Genomic DNA, 20100 nt, shown 5'->3' with positions numbered 1-20100 from the left:
GGTCCCTCCTCACCCCGACCTGCTGAGATCAGGAGAGCACCATGGCCAAGCCACCGTCCAAGCCGCCGACCAAGTCGAGCCAGCGCCAGGTACGCCGTACCGGGCGACCCAGCACCGAGAACGCCGAGGCACCGGCCACCGGCTCGGCGATGAAGACGAGCACCCGCTCGACACTGATCGGCGCGATGTTCCTGATGGCCACCTCGGCCATCGGGCCGGGCTTCATCACCCAGACCACCACCTTCACGGTGCAACTGGGCGCCGCGTTCGCGTTCGCCATCGCCGTGTCGATCCTGGTCGACATCGCCCTGCAGCTGAACGTCTGGCGGGTGATCGGGGTCTCCGGGCGCCGCGCCCAGGAGCTCGGCAACCTGGTCTTCCCCGGCCTCGGCTGGGCGATGGCCGCCCTGCTGTTCGTCGGCGGCCTGGTCTTCAACATCGGCAACGTGTCCGGCTCCGGCCTGGGCACCGACGCGATGTTCGGCCTGGACCCCAAGCTCGGCGGCGCACTGTCCGCACTCGTTGCCATCGGCATCTTCGTGTCCAAGCGGGCCGGGCTGGCGATGGACCGGATCGTCTTCGTCCTGGGCCTCCTGATGATCGTGCTGACCACCTACATCGCGATCACCTCCGGTCCGCCGGTCGGCCAGGCGCTGAAGAACGTGGTGCTGCCCGAGCAGGTCGAGTTCCTCGCCATCACCACACTGATCGGCGGCACCATCGGCGGCTACATCGTGTACGCCGGGGCGCACCGGCTGCTGGACTCCGGCATCACCGGGCCGCAACACATCCGCGACATCACCCGCGGCTCGGTGACCGGCATCCTGATCACCGGCGTGATGCGGATCGTGCTCTTCCTGGCGATCTTCGGCGTGGTCGCCGGCGGCGCGAAACTGGACCCGGCGAGCCCGGCGGCGTCGGCCTTCGGGCAGGCCGCGGGTGAGGTCGGCCTGCGCGTCTTCGGCATCGTGCTGTGGGCCGCCGCCATCACCAGCGTGATCGGCGCCTCCTACACGACGGTCTCGTTCATCACCTCGCGGACGCGGACCAGCGACCGGATGCGGACCGCTCTGGTGGTCGCCTTCATCGTGGTGACGACGATCATCTACGTGTCCGTCGGTACGGCGCCGACCACCCTGCTGGTCTTCGCGGGTGCCTTCAACGGCCTGCTGCTGCCGGTGGGGATCGGTGTGCTTCTCTGGGTGGCATGGCGGCGCAAGGATCTCCTGAACGGCTACCGGTACCCGGCCTGGCTGCTCGGGATCGGCGGTGCCGCCTGGTTGCTCACCATCTACCTGGCGGTGCGGTCGGTCCGTCCCGTCATCGACCTGTTCAGCTAGCAACAGCGGACGCCTGAAGGAGGACCTGATGAACACCGTCGATCTGAACGCCGATCTCGGCGAAGGCTTCGGAAGCTGGGCGATGGGTGACGACAACGCCCTGCTCGACGTCGTCACCAGCGCCAACATCGCCTGCGGTTCCCACGCCGGCGACCCCTCCATCATGCGTGCGGTGTGCCGGCGCGCGGCCGACCGCGACGTGGCCATCGGGGCCCACGTCGGGTACGCCGACAAGCCGGGCTTCGGCCGCCGGTTCATCGACATCGAACCGGCGGCGCTGCGCGACGAGGTGATCTACCAGATCGCCGCACTGGACGCCTTCGCCCGGATCGCCGGGTCGGAGGTGCGCTACGTCAAGCCGCACGGCGCGCTCTACAACACGATCGGGCACCACGAGGAGCAGGCCGCGGCCGTGGTCGAGGCGATCGCGGACTACGACCGGGGACTGCCCGTGCTGGGGCTGCCCGGCGCGGTCTGGCTGCGGCTGGCCGAGGAGGCCGGGCTGACCGTCGTCCACGAGGCGTTCGCGGACCGGGCGTACACGCCGGAAGGGACGCTGGTGTCCCGCCGGCTGCCCGGATCGGTGCTGCACGACGGGCCCGAGATCGCCCGGCGCTGCGTGGCGATGGCCACCGGTGCACCGATCGCGGACGTCGAAGGTGGCGAACTGAAGTTGCAGCCGGGGTCGATCTGTGTGCACGGCGACACCCCGGGCGCGGTACAGATCGCTCAGCAGGTGCGGCAGAGCCTCTGGGACGCGGGCGTCGAACTGACCCCGTTCGCTGCCTGATGCGACTGCTCCCCTGCGGTAGTACCGCGCTGCTGGTCGAGCTCGACGACCTCGACGAGGTCCTGGGCTACTACGCGGCGCTGCTGGCCGAGCCGCCGGACGGTGTCGTCGACATCGTTCCGGCGGCCCGGACGGTGATGGTGGTGACGGACCCGGCCGTCACCGACCTCGCCGCGGTCGAGCGGGCTTTGCGCGACACGGTGGCGCGTAAAGACCGCCGGCTCGACGGCGAACTGGTGGAGATCCCCGTCAGCTACGACGGCGCGGATCTGGAGGATGTCGCCGGGTTGCTCGGCTGCGACGTGGCCGAGGTGATCCGCCGCCACACCGCTGAGCAGTGGACGGTGGCGTTCTGCGGCTTCGCGCCGGGCTTCGGCTATCTGACCGGTGCGTCTGAGTGGGACGTACCGCGCCGCGAATCGCCGCGGACGAAGGTGCCGGCCGGATCGGTGGCGCTGGCCGGCGAGTTCAGCGGCGTCTACCCGCGCGAGTCCCCCGGCGGGTGGCAACTTCTCGGCCGCACGGAGGTCGCTGTGTTCGATCTGCATCGGGACCCGGCCGCCCTCCTGCAACCGGGCCGGCGGGTCCGCTTCATCGATGCGGGCTCGGGATGACCGGGCGTTTCGTGGTCCGGGAGACAGGTCCGTTGACCACCGTGCAGGATGCCGGCCGGATCGGCCAGGCGGCGCTTGGGATCGGCCGCTCGGGCGCCTGCGATCGCGGTTCCTACCGGTTGGCGAACCGGCTCGTGGGCAACAGCGAGGACGCCGCCGCCTTGGAGGTCACCTTCGGCGGACTCGCGATCGAAGCCCGGTCTGACCTGGTCTTCGCCGTCACAGGAGCTCCGTGCGCGGGCGTGCCGCTCAATGCTCCGGCCACCCTGCGAGCAGGCCAGACCTTGCGACTCGGTATGCCGCGCACCGGGCTGCGGACGTACGTCGCGATCCGTGGCGGCGTCGACGCGGAGTCCGTGCTCGGCTCCCGGTCCACCGATCTCCTCTCGGGACTCGGTCCCGCGCCACTGGCGGTGGGCGTCGAACTGTCCACGGGCAAGGACCACGGCCCGATGCCCGGCGTCGACCTTGCGCCGGTCGCGGATCCCCCCGGCGGAGAGGTCGCCGTACGGATCCTGCCCGGTCCGCGGCGGGACTGGTTCACCGACGCGGGGTGGGCTTCGCTGACCGGCCAGACCTACACCGTCGACAGCAAGAGCAACCGAATCGGCGTACGGCTCGACGGGGTGCCGCTGGAACGTGCTCGCGACGGCGAACTGCCGAGCGAGGGGATGGAACTCGGCGCGCTGCAGATTCCGCCGTCCGGGTTGCCGGTGCTGTTCCTGGCCGACCACCCGGTGACCGGTGGTTATCCAGTCATCGCGTACGTCGCCGGGGCGGACCTGGACGCGTGCGCCCAACTCCGCCCCGGCCAGACACTGCGCTTCACCAGCTAGGCGGCTCAGGTGGCTCAGGCGGCTCAGAGAACGAAGCCGGTGGGGAACGGGTCGTCGGGGTCGAGCAGGTACTGGCCCATGCCGGTGATCCAGGCCCGGCCGGTGACCGTCGGTACCAGGCCCTGGCGGTCGCCTACCGCCGTTTCCGACAGCAGCCGGCCGGTGAAGCGCGTGCCGATGAAGGACTCGTTGACGAAGTCCTCGTGCAGGCCGAGCTCGCCGCGGGCGTGCAACTGAGCCATCCGCGCGCAGGTGCCGGTACCGCAGGGTGAGCGGTCGAACCAGCCGGGATGGATCGCCATCGCGTTGCGGGAATGCGCGCCGTTCTCGCCGGGAGCGGTGAACTGGACGTGCTTGCAGCTGTGGATGCCCGGATCGAGCGGATGCACCGGCCGGTCCGAGGCGTTGATCGCGTCCATGATGTCCAGCCCGGCCTTCAGGATCCGGTCCTTCTCCGACCGGTCGAAGGGGATGCCGAGCTGCTCAAGCGGCAGGATCGCGTAGAAGTTGCCGCCGTAGGCCAGGTCGTAGGTGACCTCGCCGAGGCCGTCGACCTTCACCGTCGCGTCCAGCGCGTGCGAGTAGGCCGGCACGTTCTGGATCGTCACGTGCTCGGCGCGGCCGTTGCTCACCGCAACTTCTGCGACGACCAGGCCGGCCGGCGTGTCCAGCCGCACCCGGGTGAGCGGCTCGGTCACCTCGACCATGCCCGACTCGACCAGCACCGTCGCCACCCCGATGGTGCCGTGGCCGCACATCGGCAGGCAGCCCGACACCTCGATGTAGAGCACGCCCCAGTCCGCGTCGGGGCGGGTCGGCGGCTGCAGGATGGCGCCGCTCATCGCCGAATGCCCGCGCGGCTCGTTCATCAGGAACAGCCGCAGGTCGTCGTCGTGCTCGAGGAAGTGCAGCCGCCGCTCGGCCATCGTCGCGCCGGGGATGACGCCGACGCCGCCGGTGATGACGCGGGTCGGCATCCCCTCGGTGTGCGAGTCGATCGCGCTCAGGGTGCGGACTGACCTCATCGCAAGGACTCCACTGCTTTCTTCATGTCCAGCTCCAACTGGGCCAGGTGCTCCGGCACGAGCGGCCCACGCGGCGGGCGGCAGGGGCCGCCGTACCGGCCAACGTAGTCCATGCCGTACTTGATCGCCTGCACGAACTCCACCCTGGAGTCCCACCGGAACGAGGCGACCAGCGGCTCGTACAGGGTACGCGCCGCCTCCAGCTCACCCTGGAGCGCGAGGTTGAAGAGCTTGACGGACTCGGCCGGGAACACGTTCGGGAAGCCGGCGAACCAGCCGGTCGCGCCCATCAGCAGCGCCTCCAGCGTCAGGTCGTCCGCGCCCGCGACGACGGTGAGGCTCGGCGCCTGCTCACGAATCTCCAGGATCCGCCGGACGTCACCGGAAAACTCCTTCACCGCAACGATGTTCTCGATCTGCGCGAGCTCACCCAGCAGGTCGGGAGTCAGGTCGACCTTCGTGTCGAGCGGGTTGTTGTAGACCATCACCGGCAGTCCGACCTTGGCGACCTCGGTGTAGTGGTGGATGACCTCGCCACGGTTCGCGCGGTACATGGTCGGCGGCAGGCACAGTACGCCGTGCGCACCGTCCTCCGCCGCCTTCTCCGCCCACGCCCGAGCCTGGTGCGCACCGGCCCCGTGCACTCCGACCACCACGATCCCGTCGTCACCGACAGTCTCGATCGCGGTCTGCGCCACCTTGCGCCGCTCCTCGTCGGTCAGCGAGGAGTACTCCCCGAGCGACCCGTTCGGCCCGACACCGCGGCACCCGCTGTCGATCAACCAGCGGCAGTGCTCGGCGTACCGGTCGTAGTCAGGCCGAAGCCCCGCCGGCGCGGCGGCGTCCTCGGCGTACGGCAACGCGGTGGCGACGATGACGCCATCCAGCTTCTCACTCACAAGTCCTCCAGAATTTCGGCTTTTGCCAGATCTTCAAGTCGCACCGGCTGCGCGATCGGCCGGTTGTCAGACTGCTGAACCCCCGCAAGCTCCCCCGCGGTCCGAGCACAAACCCGCCCCTGACACAACCCAAGCCCCACCCGACTACTCAAGGCGAAACTTCTCCCCCCACCCACCTCCCGCCGGCTAACCACACCCTCAAGCGCCCCCCGGGAAACCTCCTCACACCGACACACCAACGTGCCGCCATCACTCCAGCTCTTCCACCCCGGCATCACCGGATAAGCCCTAGCCAACGCCACCGCAAACCGCCTACCTCGGACCACCCGCTTCCAAAGCTCAGCCGGCACAGAGAACGGCGTACTACTTGATGCTTCCGCAGTTGCCGCATCCGAGGCTCCTGCTAAGGCAGCTGCGGAGGCTCCGGCGATTTGGCCTTCGGTGGCGGCTAAGGCGGCGCCACCTATGCCGGTTAGTTCGCCGGCGGCGTAGATGCCGGGGGTGGTGGTTTGTTGGTTGGCGTCGACGATGACTGCGGAGGCTCCGTCGGGGCCTGTGCCGAGCTTGCAGCGGGCGGAAAGTGCCAATTCGAGTTGTGGGGTGAAGCCGAAGCCTAGACAAACGGCGTCCACCTCGACGCGGCGTTCGGTACCGCGGATCGGCGTCCAATTGTTGTCCAGGCGCGCAGTGGTGACGGCCTCCACCCGGTCCGTGCCGTGGGCCGCGATGACGGTCCGGCCGTGCCTCAGAGGAATCCGGCGACCAGCAAGCAACCGGGCGTACCCACCGGCTTCAGCGAGCTTGCTAACGGCAACCAAAGGATCAGACAGCCAACCTCGCGCGACAGTCGACGGACGATTCGCCTCGAGCAGCTCGACCACCTCGGCGCCGACGCCGATCAGCGACTCCGCCACCGGCAACAAGAACGGCCCAGTACCAGCGACCACCACCCGACGACCAATAGCAATCCGCTGACCCTTCGCCAACGCCTGCGCAGCCCCCGCGCTGTAAACCCCCGGCAGATCCCACCCAGGAAACGGCAACACCCGGTCATAGGCCCCCGTCGCCAGCACAACAGCCGGCGCCTCGACAGCGAAGATCTCCCGCCCACTCGCATCAGCAGGTCCCCGCTGCAACCACAGCCGCGTACGACCCGATCCCCGCTCGAGCGCCCACACCGAAGTACTGGTCAGGTGGTCGATCCGCTCATCGGCAGCGATCCGATCCCGCAACCGAACAAACGCACCCCACCCATGCTGTAGCCGCTCCGGCCGCCGCGCGTGAAACTCCGTAGGCAACTGCCGATTGAACTGACCACCCACCGCAGGCGCAGCATCAACCAGCAGCACCTCAACCCCCGCGGAAGCAGCAGCCACAGCCGCCTCCATTCCAGCCGGCCCAGCGCCAACAACCACCACGCCGCGTACGAACCGAGCGGCCGAATCAGAGGACTCGCGCCGGGGCCGGATGGAGCCGGAGTCAGCGGAAGGAAGCACAGCGCCGGGCTGAGAGCTGATGCTGTCGTCAGGCTGAACAACCCGCTGGCAAGCTCGAACATCCGGCGTGCCGTTAACGGTGACCAAGCAGTCGAAGCAAGCACCGATCCCGCAGAACACACCCCGCGGCCTCCCGGCGTTGCGAGTAGTACGCCAAGAATCGCGCCCCGCAGCCATCAAGACAGCCGCGACCGACTGCCCAGGCAGCGCCTCGACGGATTCCCCATCGACGACCACGCTGATAGGAGCGCCAGGCCGAGTCCCAGCCGGATCACCTTCAGCAGAACGCAGATAAGGACTCACGACGCCACCACCCCCAGCAACGCCGGCCGATCCACCCGGAACGGCGTGGCATCGACGTGAGTGTTCAACCCCAGGAACAGCTCGGTGATCAACCGACCGGTCGAAGCAGCCAAACCGATACCAGCCCCTTCGTGCCCGGTCGCGTGCCAGAGACCGTCCACCCGGGGATCGGCCCCGATCACCGGCAGATGATCAGGCGCGTACGGCCGGAACCCGCCGTACGCGCGCATCACCGACACCTCACCGAGAAACGGGAACAGCCCGACGGCTTTCCGCGCCAGTTCCCGCAGCACCTTCACCCGGATCGCCTCGTCGAACCCGATCCGCTCCCGGCTGGACCCGATCAGCACGGTCCCGGCGCGAGTGGACTCGATCACCGTCGACGTCTGCAGATCCGCCTCACCGCTGCCGACCGCGCCCACATAGTCCGCGTCGTAGACCTTGTGCCGCACACAGACAGGCAGCGGCGCCGTGACCAGGATCATCCCGCGCCGCGGCAGGATCTGGATCGGCCCACCGGCCAGTTGACTGAACGCCCCGGCCCACGGCCCACACGCGTTCACCACGGCTTGGCATGGGATGACCTCGTCGCCGGTCTCGAGCCCAACCACCCGGCCGGCCGCGGAACGCAGTACGCCCAAGGCGTTGACTCCGACCTGCACGACCCCACCCCGAGCCCGTACTGCGGCCAGCAGCGCCGTCGCCGCGAGCACAGGCTGCAACTGCGCGTCGTCCGGGTAATACACGGCGGTGGTCACCGCCCGAGTGAGCAACGGCTCAAGCTCGAACGCGTCAGCCGGCGTGATCACCCGAGCGTCCACCCCGGCGGCTCGTTGTGTCGCAGCGAACGCGTCCAGCAAGGCGGGTTCACCGGTCGCGACGACCAGCCCGCCCTTCGGCTCCCACTCCACGTCAGCCACCTCTTCAGGCAGCCGCCCCAGTACTGCGGGCCACTCCGCGCGCGACGCGATCGCCAGGTCCAACTCCGGGCCGGGCTCCTTGTCGGAGACCAGGATGTTGCCTTCGCCGGCCGCGGTGGTCCCACCTGAAGCAGCACCACGATCGATCACCAGGACGCGGACGCCGGCCGCCGACAGGGCCTCGGCGCAGGCAGCACCGACGATCCCCGCTCCCACGACGATCACGTCGTAGCCGGTCGCCACGGACATCCGCACACCTCGCTAGCGTTCAGTAAAATGAACGATTCGAGCGTACGACTCCGACCGGCACCCGGTCAACGCCTACGCGGCACTAGTGCAGGTCGTCGATCGGCACCGGGTGGACATCCGGCGGGTACTCGAGCAGTAGGACCGACCGGACCAGGTCGTCGAGAGCCTCGTACTGATGCGCGGAGCCGGCCCGGAAGGCGAGGTAGTCACCGGCGCCGAGTTCGTGCTCGCGACCCTGCGCGGTGATCCGCAGCCGCCCGGAAAGAACGACGTGATGCTCCGTCCCGGGATGCCCGTCCGAGTGCTGGACCTTCCCCGGCCGGATCTGCTGGTCGTAGATCTCCAGCAGCGCCCCGGGATTCTCGAGCCGGCGCAGCATCCGCAGGTCGACGGCGTCGCCGCTCAGCACGGCGAGCTCGGCGGACCGGACCAGCACCACGTCGGACGACGGCGCCTCGCTCAGCAGGGACGACACCGGAACACCTAGAGCGTTCGACAGACTGAACACTGTCTCAATCGTCGGATTGCCCGCGCCGGACTCCAGTTGCGACAGCGTGCCCTTGGCGATCCCGGACCGCCGGGCCAGCTCCGACAGCGAGATGCCCTGATCGTCGCGGCGAGCCCGCAGGTTCGCCCCGAGCACCCGCCCGGCCCCCTGCGTCTGCCCTGCTCCATGCGCTGCCACAGCCCGGAGCATGTCATAAATCGATCAGGGAATGATCCGGCGGCGGCGCAGGTCCGCGAAGATGCCGAGGAACATCGCCTCGGTGTCGACGTACTCGTGGAAGCCGGCCCGGCGCGCCTTCGAGCCGTCGGCGAAGAAGTCGTAGTCCCAGCCGAAGACGAAGTCGGCGAACCCCCAGGAAGACACTTCGCCGTACGACGTCGCCGCGAGTCCGTGGGTCGCCTGCAGCTGCTTCCACAGCGGCTCCTTGTCCGCCATCACGTCCTGCAGCGGCATCTGCAGCGGCGGCGCCGCCTCCAGGTCGAACCAGCGGGCCAGCTTCGGCCAGAGCTCGTTCCAGCGGAACAGGTCGCCGTTCGTGATGTTGAACGCCTGGTTCGCCGCGGCGGGCGAAGTGGCCGCCCAGACGGTCGCCTTCGCCAGCAGCCCGGCATCCGTCATCTCCAGCAGGCTGTCGTAGGCGCCGGGTTTGCCCGGGAAGCGCAGCGGTACGCCGAGCTCCTTCGAGATCGACGCGTACACGGCGATCGCGACGGCCAGGTTCATCGGGTTGCCCAAGGCAACGCCACCGACCACCGAGGGACGCAGGGCGGACCAGTTCCACTTGCCGGCCGCTGCGCGCTCCTCCAGGAACCGCTGCTGGTCGACGTTGAACTCCGGCGGCAGATGCGGCGGATCGTCTTCCCGGGCAGGGGTTTTGAACGGCCCGAGGTGGGCTCCGTAAACCTTGTATCCCTGCATCAGGCTCACGTGCTGCAGTCCGGCGGCGACCGGTTCGATCGCGTCGACGACATTCACCAGCATGGCCAGGTTAGGGGCCACCAGCTCGGCCCAGGTCGGCCGGTCCTGGTACGCGACGTAGAAGACGTGCGTCACCTCGGCCAGCCCGGACAGCTTCGCCCGGGTGTCGTCAGGATCCAGCAGATCGACCGGGACGTGCCGAACCCGCTCGCTGTCCGTTCCGCCGCGCCTGGACAGACCGATCACCCGCCAGTCCGGCAGCGTCTCGAGGTACTCGACCAGGTTGGTGCCGATCACTCCGCGCGCTCCGACCACCAGCGCGACCTTCTTCTCGTTCATATCCACACTCTGTGGGTAGAGCTGTGGATAAGTCCAAGGCATAGTTTTGACCGATCCCATAAGCTCAGTTCATGGCAACCCTGCGGCAGCTCGAATATCTGGTCGCCGTCGTCGACGAGGGCTCGTTCACCAGGGCCGCAGAGTTGCTGCACGTGACCCAGCCGGCCCTGTCGCACCAGATCCGCGCCCTGGAGCGGTCGTCCGGCAGTCCTCTGCTGGAGCGACTCCCCCGGGCGATCCGGCTGACCCCGACCGGGCGCGCGATGCTCCCGCACGCTCGCGCCGCGTTGGCCGACGCCGAGCGAGCCCGCTGCGCCGCCCGTCAGGCCGCCGGGCTGGAGGTCGGCGAACTACAGATCGCCACGCTGTACTCGATCAGCCTCGGCATCCTCCCGGCCGCGTTGAAGGCCTGGCGGCGGCGCCACCCGCAGGTGGGGATCAGGTTGTTCGAGCACCGGCACACCGACGAACTCACGGAAGCAATGAGCAGTGGTCAGGCCGACCTCGCCGTGGGACCTGCCCCGGCCAACTGGTCGGGAGCCACCCGGGTCCTGGGCGAGGAGGAGCTCGTGGTGGTCGTAGCGCCCGACGACCCGGCGGCTCAGCGGAAGACCATCCGGCTCGAGGATCTGGCGGACCGGAGCTGGGTCCACTACGTGCCGGGCCACGGATTGGCCGACGTACTGGATGCTGCTTGTGCACGGGCCGGGTTCGAGCCGCGCGCCGCAGTACGGACTGAGCAGACGGCGGCGGCTCCCGCGCTGGCGGCTGCCGGGCTCGGCCCTGCCCTCGTCCCGTCGAACATCCTGCCGCCCGGCTTCGAGGGCCACGTACTGCGACCGCGGCCGCCCGTCCGTCGAACTCTGACGGCGTACACCCGCGGTGAGCCCGACCCGCTCGCGGCCGCGTTCATCGACGTACTGGCGGGCGGCCGGTGGCTCAGTCCTCGGGCCAGTTCGCGAGGATCACGGCGACCGGCGGGATGACGGCGGCGACGGCGCTCATGCCGATGGCGGCCGGGACGGAGAAGTGGCGGACGACGAACCAGGCGAGCCCGATCAGGGTCAGGCAGGTGCCCATCAGCCAGTAGTAGGCCTTGCGCCGGTCCGGACGCTTCATCCCGAGCTCCCTTCCGCTACAAGTCTCCCACCCGGCCAACCTGAAGGTGCGCTGAAGGCGCCACCGCGAAAGCCGGGCCGGGACAGCCGCAGGTGGCACGATGGGCGGATGGTGGCGAGGGTCCTGGTGGTCGAGGACGCGGAGGCGATCCGGACCGCCGTCGGGATCGCCCTGGAAGAGGCCGGTTGCGAGGTGCTGACCCGTGCGGACGGCGAGAGTCTCGAACGCGACCTGGCCGGCTTCCGGCCCGACCTCGTCCTCCTGGACGTGATGCTGCCCGGCCGCGACGGATTCGAATTGCTGGAGGTGGTCCGGCAGGTCTCGAACGCCGGCATCGTGCTGCTGACCGCGCGGGACGCGGTCGAGGACCGGCTGCACGGACTGCGAACCGGAGCCGACGACTATGTGGTCAAGCCGTTCGTCCTCGCCGAGCTGATCGCCCGCGTCGAGGCCGTACTGCGCCGGATGGGCCGGCTGCGGACCGTGCTCGAGATCGACGACCTGGTGATCGATGTCGAGGCCAGCTCGGTGACTCGGGCCGGCCGGCCGATCGAGCTGACCGCGACCGAGCTGAAGCTGCTGACCTTCCTCGCCGGGAGGCACGAGAAGGTGGTCGGCAAGGCGCAGCTTCTCGCGGCCGTCTGGGGCTACGACGACTACGCCGCCAATCTGGTCGAGGTCCACGTCAGCGCGCTGCGCCGCAAGCTGGGCAGCCCCGCGTTGCTCCACACCATCCGCGGCGCCGGCTACATCCTGCGCAGCGCCGGGGAGGACGCGTGAACACGGTGTCGCTGCGGCGGCGGGTGACGCTGACGGCGTTGGTGGTTCTGCTGGTGGTGCTGCCGATCACCGGCCTCGCGGTCAAGGCGATCTTCGACGCGCAGGCAGAGCGCAATCTCAACACCCTGCTCAACGGTCGCGCCCAACTCGCCCAGCAACTGGCGCGGCAGAACGTCGCTCCCGCCGCGTTGGTCCGGCGCATCGACGCGGACGGGATCCGGGTCACGCTCATCCTGCGCAACGGCCAGCAACTCGGCGCTCCCGAGGTCGTGCCGACCGGTGAGATCCGTCAGGTGCGCGTCACCTTGCAGGGCGGGCAACGGACGCGCGGTGCGACACTGCTGCTCTCTGCCGATACCTCACTCCTCGAAGGCGCAAGCCGAACCCTGCAACGGGTTCTGCTGCTCTCCGGCGCCGCCGCGGTAGTGATCACAGCCCTCGCGTTGATTCTCGGTATGCGCTTCGCGCTGGCGCCTCTGGACGCGATGACGTCGTTGGCGCGTTCGATCGCCGCCGGTCGCCGAGGTGGTCGATTGCAGCCGACGCGCACCGACACCGAGCTCGGCCGGACCGCGGCCGCGTTCGACGAGATGCTCGACTCGCTGGAGGGCGCGGAGCGGACGGCCCGCGGCTCCGAGCAGTACCTGCGCCAGTTCGTCGCCGACGCCGCCCACGAACTCCGTACTCCGGTCACGGGCCTTCAGACGGCTGCCGAGACTCTCCTCCAGCTCGGCCCCAACGCCCCGGCCGAGCGCCGCGAGGAACTCGAACTGCTCCTGGTCCGAGAGTCCCGCCGCGCCGGCTCGCTGGTCGCCGACCTGCTGGAACTGGCCCGAATCGACGCCGGGCTCGTACTGCGTCACCAACCCGTCCAGCTCCGAGCGCTGGCTCAGGCGCAGGCCGACCGACTGCGTCTCGTCGCACCCAACCACACTGTGCGCATCCTCGGCTCCGACCTGATGGTCAACGCCGACCCGGACCGCCTGACGCAGATCCTCGCCAATCTCGTGGACAACGCCAGGCATGCCACCGGCGATGCGGGGGTGATCGAGGTGTTGCTGTCCTCACCTTGGCCCGAGGAGCGGCCTTCGGCTCAGGCGCCGCAGTACGTGCAGGTCGTTGTCCAAGACAACGGTCCCGGCGTTCCGCCGAGCGATCGCGAACGCGTCTTCCAGCGCTTGGTCCACGGCGAGCGCAGCCGCGGCTCCGGTCTCGGCCTGCCGATCGCCCGGGGTTTCGCCCAGGCTCACGGCGGCACACTGATCTGCACCGACCGCCCGGACGGTCGCCCCGGCGCCGCCTTCGTGCTGACGCTGCCCGCCGGCCCCCGCACCGCTGAACACCCTACGGCGCCCTGATCCGGCCTCCACCTCTTCGTCCTCAGACCTTGAGCAGTCCGTCGACGTGTCCGGTGTGACCGTCCAGGATCCGCTCGCCATCGGCGCCCAGCACACCCCGCAGGACAGTCCCATAGACATCGCGGAAGTCCGTCGTCGCCTTCAGATCGCCGTTCGACAGATCGGTCAGGCTCGGCTGCGCTCCGTAGAACCCGCCCTGAACCTTGTCGCCGATCATGAACAGCGGCCCGGCCGTGCCGTGGTCGGTCCCGTCACTGCCGTTCGCGTGCACCCGGCGGCCGAACTCGGAGTACACCAGGACGACCACCTGCCGACCACGATCGCTCTTCCGCATCCGCTGCACGAACGGCGTCAGCGCACCATCGAGCTCGGTCAGCAACCGCTGCTGCGTCCCCCGCTCATCCGCGTGCGTGTCGAACCCGCCCAGCGACACGGAGTACGCGCGCGTCGGCACGCCCGCCTCGACCAGCCCCGCCACGAGTTCCAACTGAGCGCCGAGCTGCGATCCACCGCCCGCCGAGGCACCCTTGTTCCGCTGCTCGTCCTCCTCGTCCTCGCGCTCGGCCTGATCGTGCACCGCGCCGCCGAGCACCCGGACCGCGTTCTGGATATCGGCCAGCGACTTGGCCGCCTGGGCCTGCCAGTGTTCCTCGCCCGGACTCGGCTTGCCCAGTGCGGCGAACGCAGTACCGGCCTTTCCGGCGGGGAGTTTCAGCCCGCGGACCGGTAGGGATGCTGCCGCCGTCGTCGCACCGGCCAGCAACGGCGGCAGCGTCGGCTCCACCGACACAGCCTGCAGCGGATCGGAGCCGGCCGCGTCGAGCCAGCGCCCCAGCCACCCGGTCGGGACGGCAGTCTTCGGCGATGCCGTCTGCCAGATCGCCATCGACCGGAAGTGACTGCGATCCGGCTGTGGATACCCGACCCCACGCACGATCGCCAGCGACTTGTCGTCCCACAACCCCTTCAAGCCCTTCAACCCGGGATTCAGACCGAGCCCGTCACCGAGATCGAGTACTTCGTCCGGCTGGTACGCCAGGTCCGGCCGCGCCTTCTGGTACGCCGGATCGGCCGCGGGGACGACCGTGTTCAGCCCGTCGTTGCCGCCGTACAGGGTGACCACCACGAGGACGGAATCCTCGCTGCTCAAGGGATTCTCGACGGCGGCGCTCATCAGGTCGGACCAGCTCACCTGGGTCGCCCCGACGGCGAGAGCACCGGCCGCGGTGACTCCGCTCATGGTCAGGAACCGGCGTCGGGTCAGGTTGTCCATGGTTCTCCTCAACCGCTCACAACGTACTCGGGCGCACAGGCCGCGACCGCGACCAGTTGCGCGGGATCCGTCAACCCCGCCAGGGCGTTCCGGGTTCTGTCCGTCCACGCGTCGACCCCGAGCAACGCCCGTACTCCGTCGACGCGCGCGCTCGCCTTCGGCAACTGCCCGAGCTCGGCCTGCTTCGCCAGCAGTTGCGCGAGCTGCAGCCGGGTCACGCCGGCGGAGGTGGTCAGCCAGCTCGCGCCCGACGGCCAGCCGCCCACACTTGGCGGCCGGAACGGCACCTGACCCATCCCTCGGAGGCCGGCGAGCAGCCTCAGCTTCATCTTGTCGTTCAGGCCGGACGGACGGACGTTGAGCGCCCGCATCAGGCCGACGGCCCATTCCACCGGCTGCTTCACCATCGCGGACGCGCTGTCGCGGAAGGCAGGTTCCACCACGATCGCTCGCAGAACTGCCTCGATGTCCCGCTTCGTCCCGTACGCCGCGACCAGCCGGGCGAGGGTCGCCGACGAGGGTGGCGTCGGGGAGACCAGCCGGAACCAGAGCCGGCCGATCACGAACTTGGCGGACTCGGGTTTCGCCAGCGCCAGGTCGACGAACTCCTTCGCGCCGAAGTCGCCGGTCTGGCCGAGGATGGTCTTCGGATCGGAGTCGTGCCGGGCGGGGACGAACCGGGCCTGCGCCGAAGTACGCCGTACGGTCCAGCCGGTCAGCGCGCGGGCGCCTTCGAAGACGTCGATCTCGGTGTAGTTGCCGATGCCGAGGGTGAAGAGTTCGAAGTACTCGCGGGCCAGGTTCTCGTTCGGCGAACCCTTGCGGTTGTCGTTGCCGTCGAGCCAGCGGATCATCGCGGCGTCGGTGATCAGCCGCTGGGCGAGCTCGGCGAAGCTGCCGCGGGCGTGAGCGCGGAGGATCTGGTTCTGCGCCAGCATGAACTGCGGGCTGCGAACCTTCTGGCTGCTGGTCGCGAAGTGCCCGTGCCAGAACCAGGTCAGCCGCTCGGTCGCACGTTCGCCAGCGACCATCCGATCCAGCCACCAGACAGCCAACTGAACTTCTTGAGCCGCCCGAGCCTTGTTAGCCGCCTTCCGAGCCGCCCTAGCCTCCTCGGTGTCCGGCTTCCCGGGCTCACCCTCCCCACGCTCCGCCGTCCCGGGCTCCGCCCTCCCCCTGCCTTCCTTCCCTTTGCTTTCCTTCCCTTTGTCTTTCTTTTTCTCCACCGGCTGCGGCAGAGCAGGCGGTGGTGCGAGCCCGGTGTCGGCAGCCGGGTTGAGCAACCGCCCAAGCGTCGCCTCGAAACCGGCCTCCACACTCCCCGGCCGAGGCCCGAACCCCAGCCGGTCCTGCAACCGCCGCACGGCAGCCCGTTCCGTGATCTCACCCATACCCCCGATCCTGTCCAGCCCCGGCCACCCTCACCACCTTCCGGCGGCGATCTTCAGCCAACCCACAGCCGGACCCGGCTCTGGAATCCCCTCACCACAACAACCAGTACAGGGAGCGCGAGCACAAACGCGGTCCAGGGAAACGCCCCAGCCCCGGCCACGCCGAGCAGCACCCCACCGATCACTCCTCCGGCCGCCATCGCGACGTTCCACAACGTGACGAGCATGGCCTGTGCGGTGTCCGCAGCCGAACCCGCGGCCTGACCCGCGGCAGTCTGGAGCAGAGTGGGAACGCCGCCGAATCCCAGCCCCCAAAGGGCTGCCGCGACATAGACGAGCCCCGGACTGACCAGCAAGGCAGCGGCCACCGCGAAGAGGATGGTGGCCGTGATCATCAGCACGCGGAGCCGGCGGTCGATGTGAGCACCGACGAGCCAGATGCTGAGGACGGAGGCGACTCCGAAGACCAGCAGGACGACGTCGGCCGAATCCCCCAGCCCGACATGATCGAGGTAGGTGGCGATGTAGGTGTAGAGGATCGTGTGAGCGAGGACGAAGACGAGGGTGACGAAGAGGACCGGGGTGACGCCGGGGATGCGAGCCGTCGCCAGCAAGGGGATTCGCTCGCCGCGCGGTTGTCCCTCGAAGTCCGGGACCGTCGCGAGGATCCACCCGAGCAGCGCCACGGCGATGGCCGTTATCGCGCCGAAGGTGACTCGCCAGCCGACGGCCTCCCCGAGGAAGGTGCCCGCCGGTACGCCGAGCGCCAGGGCGAGCGGGATACCGGCCATCACGATCGCGATCGCCTTGCCCTGCAGGTGTTCCGGGGCCAATCGTCGCGCGTACCCCGCGAGCAGGGCCCAGACCACACCGGCCGCCACCCCTGCGACGAACCGGGCGACCATGGTGAGCCCGTACTGCGTGGCGATCGCGGTGACCGTGTTCGCCAGGGCGAAGCCCGCGATGCCCGTGAGCAGGAGCCGTTTACGCCGCCACGTCGAGGTGGCCGCCGAGAGCGGGATGGCGGCGAGCGCAGTACCGACAGCGTAGATCGTCACGGCCTGGCCCATCGCGGGTTCGCCGACGTGCAGGTCGGCACTCATCGCCGGCAGCACACCGGCTGGCAGGGCCTCGGTGAGAACGGTGATGAAGGCGGCCGTCGTCAGGGCGGCGAGCGGCGCCGGCCGGAGTTTCTCGGTTCGCATGAGTCGTATGCTCGAACCATCACATCGATGTGAAGGTCAAGTCGGAGGCGAACAGGATGCGGATCGGCGAACTGTCGGAGCGGACCGACACCCCGCGGCGACTGCTGCGGTACTACGAAGAGCAGGGCCTGATCATCTCCGAACGCTGCACCAACGGCTACCGCAGCTACGACGAGCCGATGGTGGACCGAGTCCTCCAGGTCCGTGGCCTACTCGACGCCGGCCTGCCGACCCGCATCATCAAGCAGATCCTGCCCTGCCTGGACAAGCCGCGAGCGATCCACTTCCCCGACGCGACTCCCGAGATGATCTCGACCCTCGAACTGGAGCGCGACCGGATGACCACCCGCATCGGCTGCCTGACCCGCAACCGCAACGCCGTCTCCGAGTACCTCGACGCCGTCCTCACCCTCCGCGATGCAGGAGAGCGGTAACTCAGACTTTGGCGGGCAGGGCGAGTTTCGCGAGGGCGTCGACGAGTGGGGACAGCTCGGGTAGTTCCGAGGCCTTGTCCAGAGCGCCGGTCAGTACGGCGTCGTGCGTCGGCTGGGCCTGGTCGAGCAGGTCGCGGCCGGCCTGGGTGACCTCGGTGTAGATGCCTCGGCGGTCGGTCGGGCAGAGGTAGCGCTGCAGCAGGTCCCGGTCCTCCAGGCGGTTCACCAGGCGGGTGGTCGCGGACTGGCTCAGGACGACCGCGTTCGACAACTGGTTCATTCGCAGGTGGTAGTCGTCCTGGCGGGCGAGCACGTCGAGCACGCTGTACTCGCTGACGGACAGCCCGTGCTGCTTCTGCAGCGCGCGCTCCAACTCGTCCTCGATCCGGGCGTGCAGAGCCGCCAGCGTGCGCCATCCCTGGGCCCGCGCCTCGGCGGCGTCATCCGGTAGTCCCACGGCTCCTCCTCGGTCCCCATTTGAACAATACCGTTGCATGAGGCAGTATGACGCCTGTGCAATAGTCCGCGTGTGCAACTATCGCGGACGCCGGTAACAGTCACCAGACTACATTCAAGGAGAAACCCAGTCATGCCCGCCGCTTTGCTAGCGCTGGCCATCGGTGCGTTCGGGATCGGCACCACCGAGTTCGTCATCATGGGCCTGCTGCCGGAGGTGGCCACCGACCTCGACGTCAGCATCCCCTCAGCCGGTCTGCTGATCTCCGGCTACGCCCTCGGCGTCGTCGTCGGGGCGCCACTGCTCACCGCGATCGGCTCCAAGATCTCCCGCAAGACCGTCCTGCTGTCGCTGATGGGTGTCTTCATCGTGGGCAACCTGGTCTCGGCGCTCGCCCCCTCGTACGGCGTCCTGATGACCGGTCGGGTCATCGCGGCCCTCGCCCACGGCGCCTTCTTCGGCGTCGGCTCGGTGGTCGCCGCGTCGCTGGTCGCCAAGGAGAAGCAGGCCGGCGCGATCGCGTTGATGTTCACCGGGCTGACCGTGGCGAACGTGCTCGGCGTTCCCGGTGGGACCGCGCTCGGCCAGCAGTTCGGCTGGCGGTCCACCTTCTGGGCGGTGACGGTGCTCGGCGTCGTCGGGCTGCTCGGCATCCTCTTCCTGGTCCCGAAGCAGCACGTCGGTGAAGGACCCGGGCTGCGCAGCGAACTGGCCGTGTTCCGCAACCTGCAGGTCTGGCTCGCACTGGCGATGACCGCGCTGGGATTCGCCGGGGTGTTCGCCTCGTTCACCTACATCGCGCCGATGATGACCGAGGTGGCCGGCTTCTCGTCCGGCGCCGTCACCTGGCTGCTGGTGCTGTTCGGCGGCGGCCTGGTGGTGGGGAACCTGCTCGGCGGCAAGGCGGCCGACCGATCGTTGATGCCGAGCCTGTACGTGATCCTCGCGCTGCTGGCCGCGGTACTGGTGGTGTTCGTCTTCACCGCTCACGCGCAGGTGCCGGCCGCGGTGACGATCGCGTTGTTCGGCGCGGCCGGGTTCGCGACCGTGGCGCCGCTGCAGAAGCGCGTGATGGACAAGGCGCCGGGCGCTCCGGCGCTCGCCTCGGCGGCGAACATCGCCGCCTTCAACCTCGGCAACGCGATCGGCGCCTACCTGGGCGGTCTCACCATCGAGCACGGCCTCGGATACACCGCTCCCAACTGGGTCGGCGCGGCACTGGCCGTCGCCGGTCTCGGTGTCGCACTGACCTCCGGCTTGCTGGACCGCCGCCGGCGCACCGCCGGTTCCACCGAGCCCGTTCTCACCACTGTCTGAAGGACATCTGATGATCCCCACCGTGAAACTCAACAACGGCGTCGAGATGCCGCAGGTCGGATTCGGCGTCTTCCAGGTCCCCGACGCGGAGACCACGCCTCCGTCGTCCCCGCGGTCAACCAGGTCGAGCTCCACCCGTACCTGGTTCAGTCCGAGGTACGGGCCTATGGCAACGAGCATGGGATCGCGACGGAAGCCTGGAGTCCGTTGGCCAAGGGCGGTTCGCTGCTCTCGGAACCGGCCGTCCGGAAGCTCGCGGAGACCTACGACCGAACCCCCGCCCAGGTCGTACTGCGCTGGCACCTCCAGCGCGGCACCATCGTCATCCCCAAGTCGGTCACTCCGTCGCGGATCGCGGAGAACCTCGACGTCTTCGGTTTCACCCTCACCGAGGCCGACCTGACCGCCCTGTCCTCGCTGGACCGCGACGAGCGGACCGGCCCCGACCCGAACACCTTCAACGTCGCCTAGTGTCCTGCTTCTGAAATTCGTTGCTTAAGTTGGTCCCGGGCGTTTTGTCCGGTGACGC

The 20100-nt window shown here is 69.1% G+C and carries 21 protein-coding genes; 10 read left to right on the top strand and 11 right to left on the bottom strand.

What is annotated here, in order from left to right; genetic code table 11:
• Positions 1 to 41 precede the first annotated feature (41 nt).
• Genes ABD255_RS28300 through ABD255_RS28285 form a run of 4 tightly spaced genes read left to right on the top strand, consistent with a single transcriptional unit; the run spans position 42 to position 3580 of the window.
• Entirely contained in the window at positions 42 to 1340 is a 1299-nt protein-coding gene (locus ABD255_RS28300; protein WP_344219280.1) for an NRAMP family divalent metal transporter, read from the top strand.
• Positions 1341 to 1368: 28 nt separating this feature from the next.
• Positions 1369 to 2130 (top strand): LamB/YcsF family protein, encoded by a 762-nt coding sequence (locus tag ABD255_RS28295; protein WP_344219278.1) that lies wholly within the window; start codon positions 1369 to 1371, stop codon positions 2128 to 2130.
• Positions 2130 to 2744, top strand: a complete 615-nt coding sequence (locus ABD255_RS28290; protein WP_344219275.1) for a 5-oxoprolinase subunit B family protein — start codon at positions 2130 to 2132, stop codon at positions 2742 to 2744. Before ABD255_RS28295 ends, ABD255_RS28290 begins: the two co-directional genes overlap by 1 nt.
• Positions 2741 to 3580: a 5-oxoprolinase subunit C family protein gene (locus ABD255_RS28285; protein WP_344219273.1), complete on the top strand. Its 840-nt coding sequence runs from the start codon at positions 2741 to 2743 to the stop codon at positions 3578 to 3580. The genes ABD255_RS28290 and ABD255_RS28285 overlap by 4 nt, the downstream gene beginning before the upstream one ends.
• Positions 3581 to 3603: 23 nt before the next feature.
• On the opposite strand, the gene ABD255_RS28280 is transcribed toward ABD255_RS28285, so the two are convergent.
• From ABD255_RS28280 to ABD255_RS28255, 6 genes are all read right to left on the bottom strand, one after another.
• On the bottom strand, positions 3604 to 4605 hold the full coding sequence (locus ABD255_RS28280; protein WP_344219271.1) for a proline racemase family protein: 1002 nt from the start codon (positions 4603 to 4605) through the stop codon (positions 3604 to 3606).
• On the bottom strand, positions 4602 to 5504 hold the full coding sequence (locus ABD255_RS28275; protein WP_344219269.1) for a dihydrodipicolinate synthase family protein: 903 nt from the start codon (positions 5502 to 5504) through the stop codon (positions 4602 to 4604). Before ABD255_RS28275 ends, ABD255_RS28280 begins: the two co-directional genes overlap by 4 nt.
• On the bottom strand, positions 5501 to 7237 hold the full coding sequence (locus ABD255_RS28270; RefSeq protein ID WP_344219267.1) for an FAD-dependent oxidoreductase: 1737 nt from the start codon (positions 7235 to 7237) through the stop codon (positions 5501 to 5503). Before ABD255_RS28270 ends, ABD255_RS28275 begins: the two co-directional genes overlap by 4 nt.
• A 62-nt stretch (positions 7238 to 7299) precedes the next feature.
• The gene (locus tag ABD255_RS28265) at positions 7300 to 8472 is read right to left on the bottom strand and encodes an NAD(P)/FAD-dependent oxidoreductase (RefSeq protein WP_344219265.1); all 1173 of its coding nucleotides are present in this window, start codon (positions 8470 to 8472) and stop codon (positions 7300 to 7302) included.
• Positions 8473 to 8554: 82 nt separating this feature from the next.
• On the bottom strand, positions 8555 to 9157 hold the full coding sequence (locus ABD255_RS28260; protein ID WP_344219263.1) for a helix-turn-helix domain-containing protein: 603 nt from the start codon (positions 9155 to 9157) through the stop codon (positions 8555 to 8557).
• Between the two features lie 24 nt (positions 9158 to 9181).
• The gene (locus ABD255_RS28255) at positions 9182 to 10237 is read right to left on the bottom strand and encodes an SDR family oxidoreductase (RefSeq protein WP_344219261.1); all 1056 of its coding nucleotides are present in this window, start codon (positions 10235 to 10237) and stop codon (positions 9182 to 9184) included.
• A 71-nt stretch (positions 10238 to 10308) separates the two neighbouring features.
• Between ABD255_RS28255 and ABD255_RS28250 the strand changes: the two genes are divergently transcribed.
• The gene (locus ABD255_RS28250; protein ID WP_344219259.1) at positions 10309 to 11223 is read left to right on the top strand and encodes a LysR family transcriptional regulator; all 915 of its coding nucleotides are present in this window, start codon (positions 10309 to 10311) and stop codon (positions 11221 to 11223) included.
• Here ABD255_RS28250 and ABD255_RS28245 read toward each other — a convergent pair.
• A complete protein-coding gene (locus tag ABD255_RS28245) occupies positions 11177 to 11356 on the bottom strand; it encodes a DUF3099 domain-containing protein (protein WP_344219257.1) in 180 nt (59 codons plus the stop codon). The genes ABD255_RS28250 and ABD255_RS28245 overlap by 47 nt on opposite strands.
• 108 nt (positions 11357 to 11464) lie before the next feature.
• On the opposite strand from ABD255_RS28245, the gene ABD255_RS28240 reads away from it, so the two are divergent.
• Both ABD255_RS28240 and ABD255_RS28235 read left to right on the top strand, forming a co-directional pair.
• Entirely contained in the window at positions 11465 to 12136 is a 672-nt protein-coding gene (locus ABD255_RS28240) for a response regulator transcription factor (RefSeq protein WP_344219255.1), read from the top strand.
• Positions 12133 to 13494: a sensor histidine kinase gene (locus ABD255_RS28235; RefSeq protein WP_344219253.1), complete on the top strand. Its 1362-nt coding sequence runs from the start codon at positions 12133 to 12135 to the stop codon at positions 13492 to 13494. The genes ABD255_RS28240 and ABD255_RS28235 overlap by 4 nt, the downstream gene beginning before the upstream one ends.
• A 22-nt stretch (positions 13495 to 13516) precedes the next feature.
• On the opposite strand, the gene ABD255_RS28230 is transcribed toward ABD255_RS28235, so the two are convergent.
• Genes ABD255_RS28230 through ABD255_RS28220 form a run of 3 tightly spaced genes read right to left on the bottom strand, consistent with a single transcriptional unit; the run spans position 13517 to position 17363 of the window.
• A complete protein-coding gene (locus tag ABD255_RS28230; protein WP_344219251.1) occupies positions 13517 to 14767 on the bottom strand; it encodes a DUF1501 domain-containing protein in 1251 nt (416 codons plus the stop codon).
• 8 nt (positions 14768 to 14775) lie between these two features.
• Positions 14776 to 16158: a DUF1800 domain-containing protein gene (locus ABD255_RS28225; protein WP_344219249.1), complete on the bottom strand. Its 1383-nt coding sequence runs from the start codon at positions 16156 to 16158 to the stop codon at positions 14776 to 14778.
• A 53-nt stretch (positions 16159 to 16211) separates the two neighbouring features.
• A complete protein-coding gene (locus tag ABD255_RS28220) occupies positions 16212 to 17363 on the bottom strand; it encodes an MFS transporter (RefSeq protein WP_344219247.1) in 1152 nt (383 codons plus the stop codon).
• Between the two features lie 29 nt (positions 17364 to 17392).
• Between ABD255_RS28220 and ABD255_RS28215 the strand changes: the two genes are divergently transcribed.
• Positions 17393 to 17797, top strand: coding sequence for a MerR family transcriptional regulator (locus ABD255_RS28215; protein ID WP_344219246.1), 405 nt, complete (start codon positions 17393 to 17395; stop codon positions 17795 to 17797).
• Between the two features lies 1 nt (position 17798).
• Here the strand turns inward: ABD255_RS28215 and ABD255_RS28210 are convergent, their stop codons facing one another.
• Positions 17799 to 18254, bottom strand: coding sequence for a MarR family winged helix-turn-helix transcriptional regulator (locus ABD255_RS28210; protein WP_344219245.1), 456 nt, complete (start codon positions 18252 to 18254; stop codon positions 17799 to 17801).
• Positions 18255 to 18386: 132 nt separating this feature from the next.
• Between ABD255_RS28210 and ABD255_RS28205 the strand changes: the two genes are divergently transcribed.
• Both ABD255_RS28205 and ABD255_RS28200 read left to right on the top strand, forming a co-directional pair.
• Positions 18387 to 19571: an MFS transporter gene (locus ABD255_RS28205; protein ID WP_344219243.1), complete on the top strand. Its 1185-nt coding sequence runs from the start codon at positions 18387 to 18389 to the stop codon at positions 19569 to 19571.
• A 60-nt stretch (positions 19572 to 19631) separates the two neighbouring features.
• Positions 19632 to 20042: an aldo/keto reductase gene (locus tag ABD255_RS28200; RefSeq protein WP_344219579.1), complete on the top strand. Its 411-nt coding sequence runs from the start codon at positions 19632 to 19634 to the stop codon at positions 20040 to 20042.
• Positions 20043 to 20100: the final 58 nt, after the last annotated feature.

This window comes from Kribbella sancticallisti, from assembly GCF_039530625.1.
Lineage (GTDB): Bacteria > Actinomycetota > Actinomycetes > Propionibacteriales > Kribbellaceae > Kribbella > Kribbella sancticallisti.
Note: the sequence above shows the minus strand (reverse complement) of the source record. Positions and strands in the feature narration are given on the sequence as shown.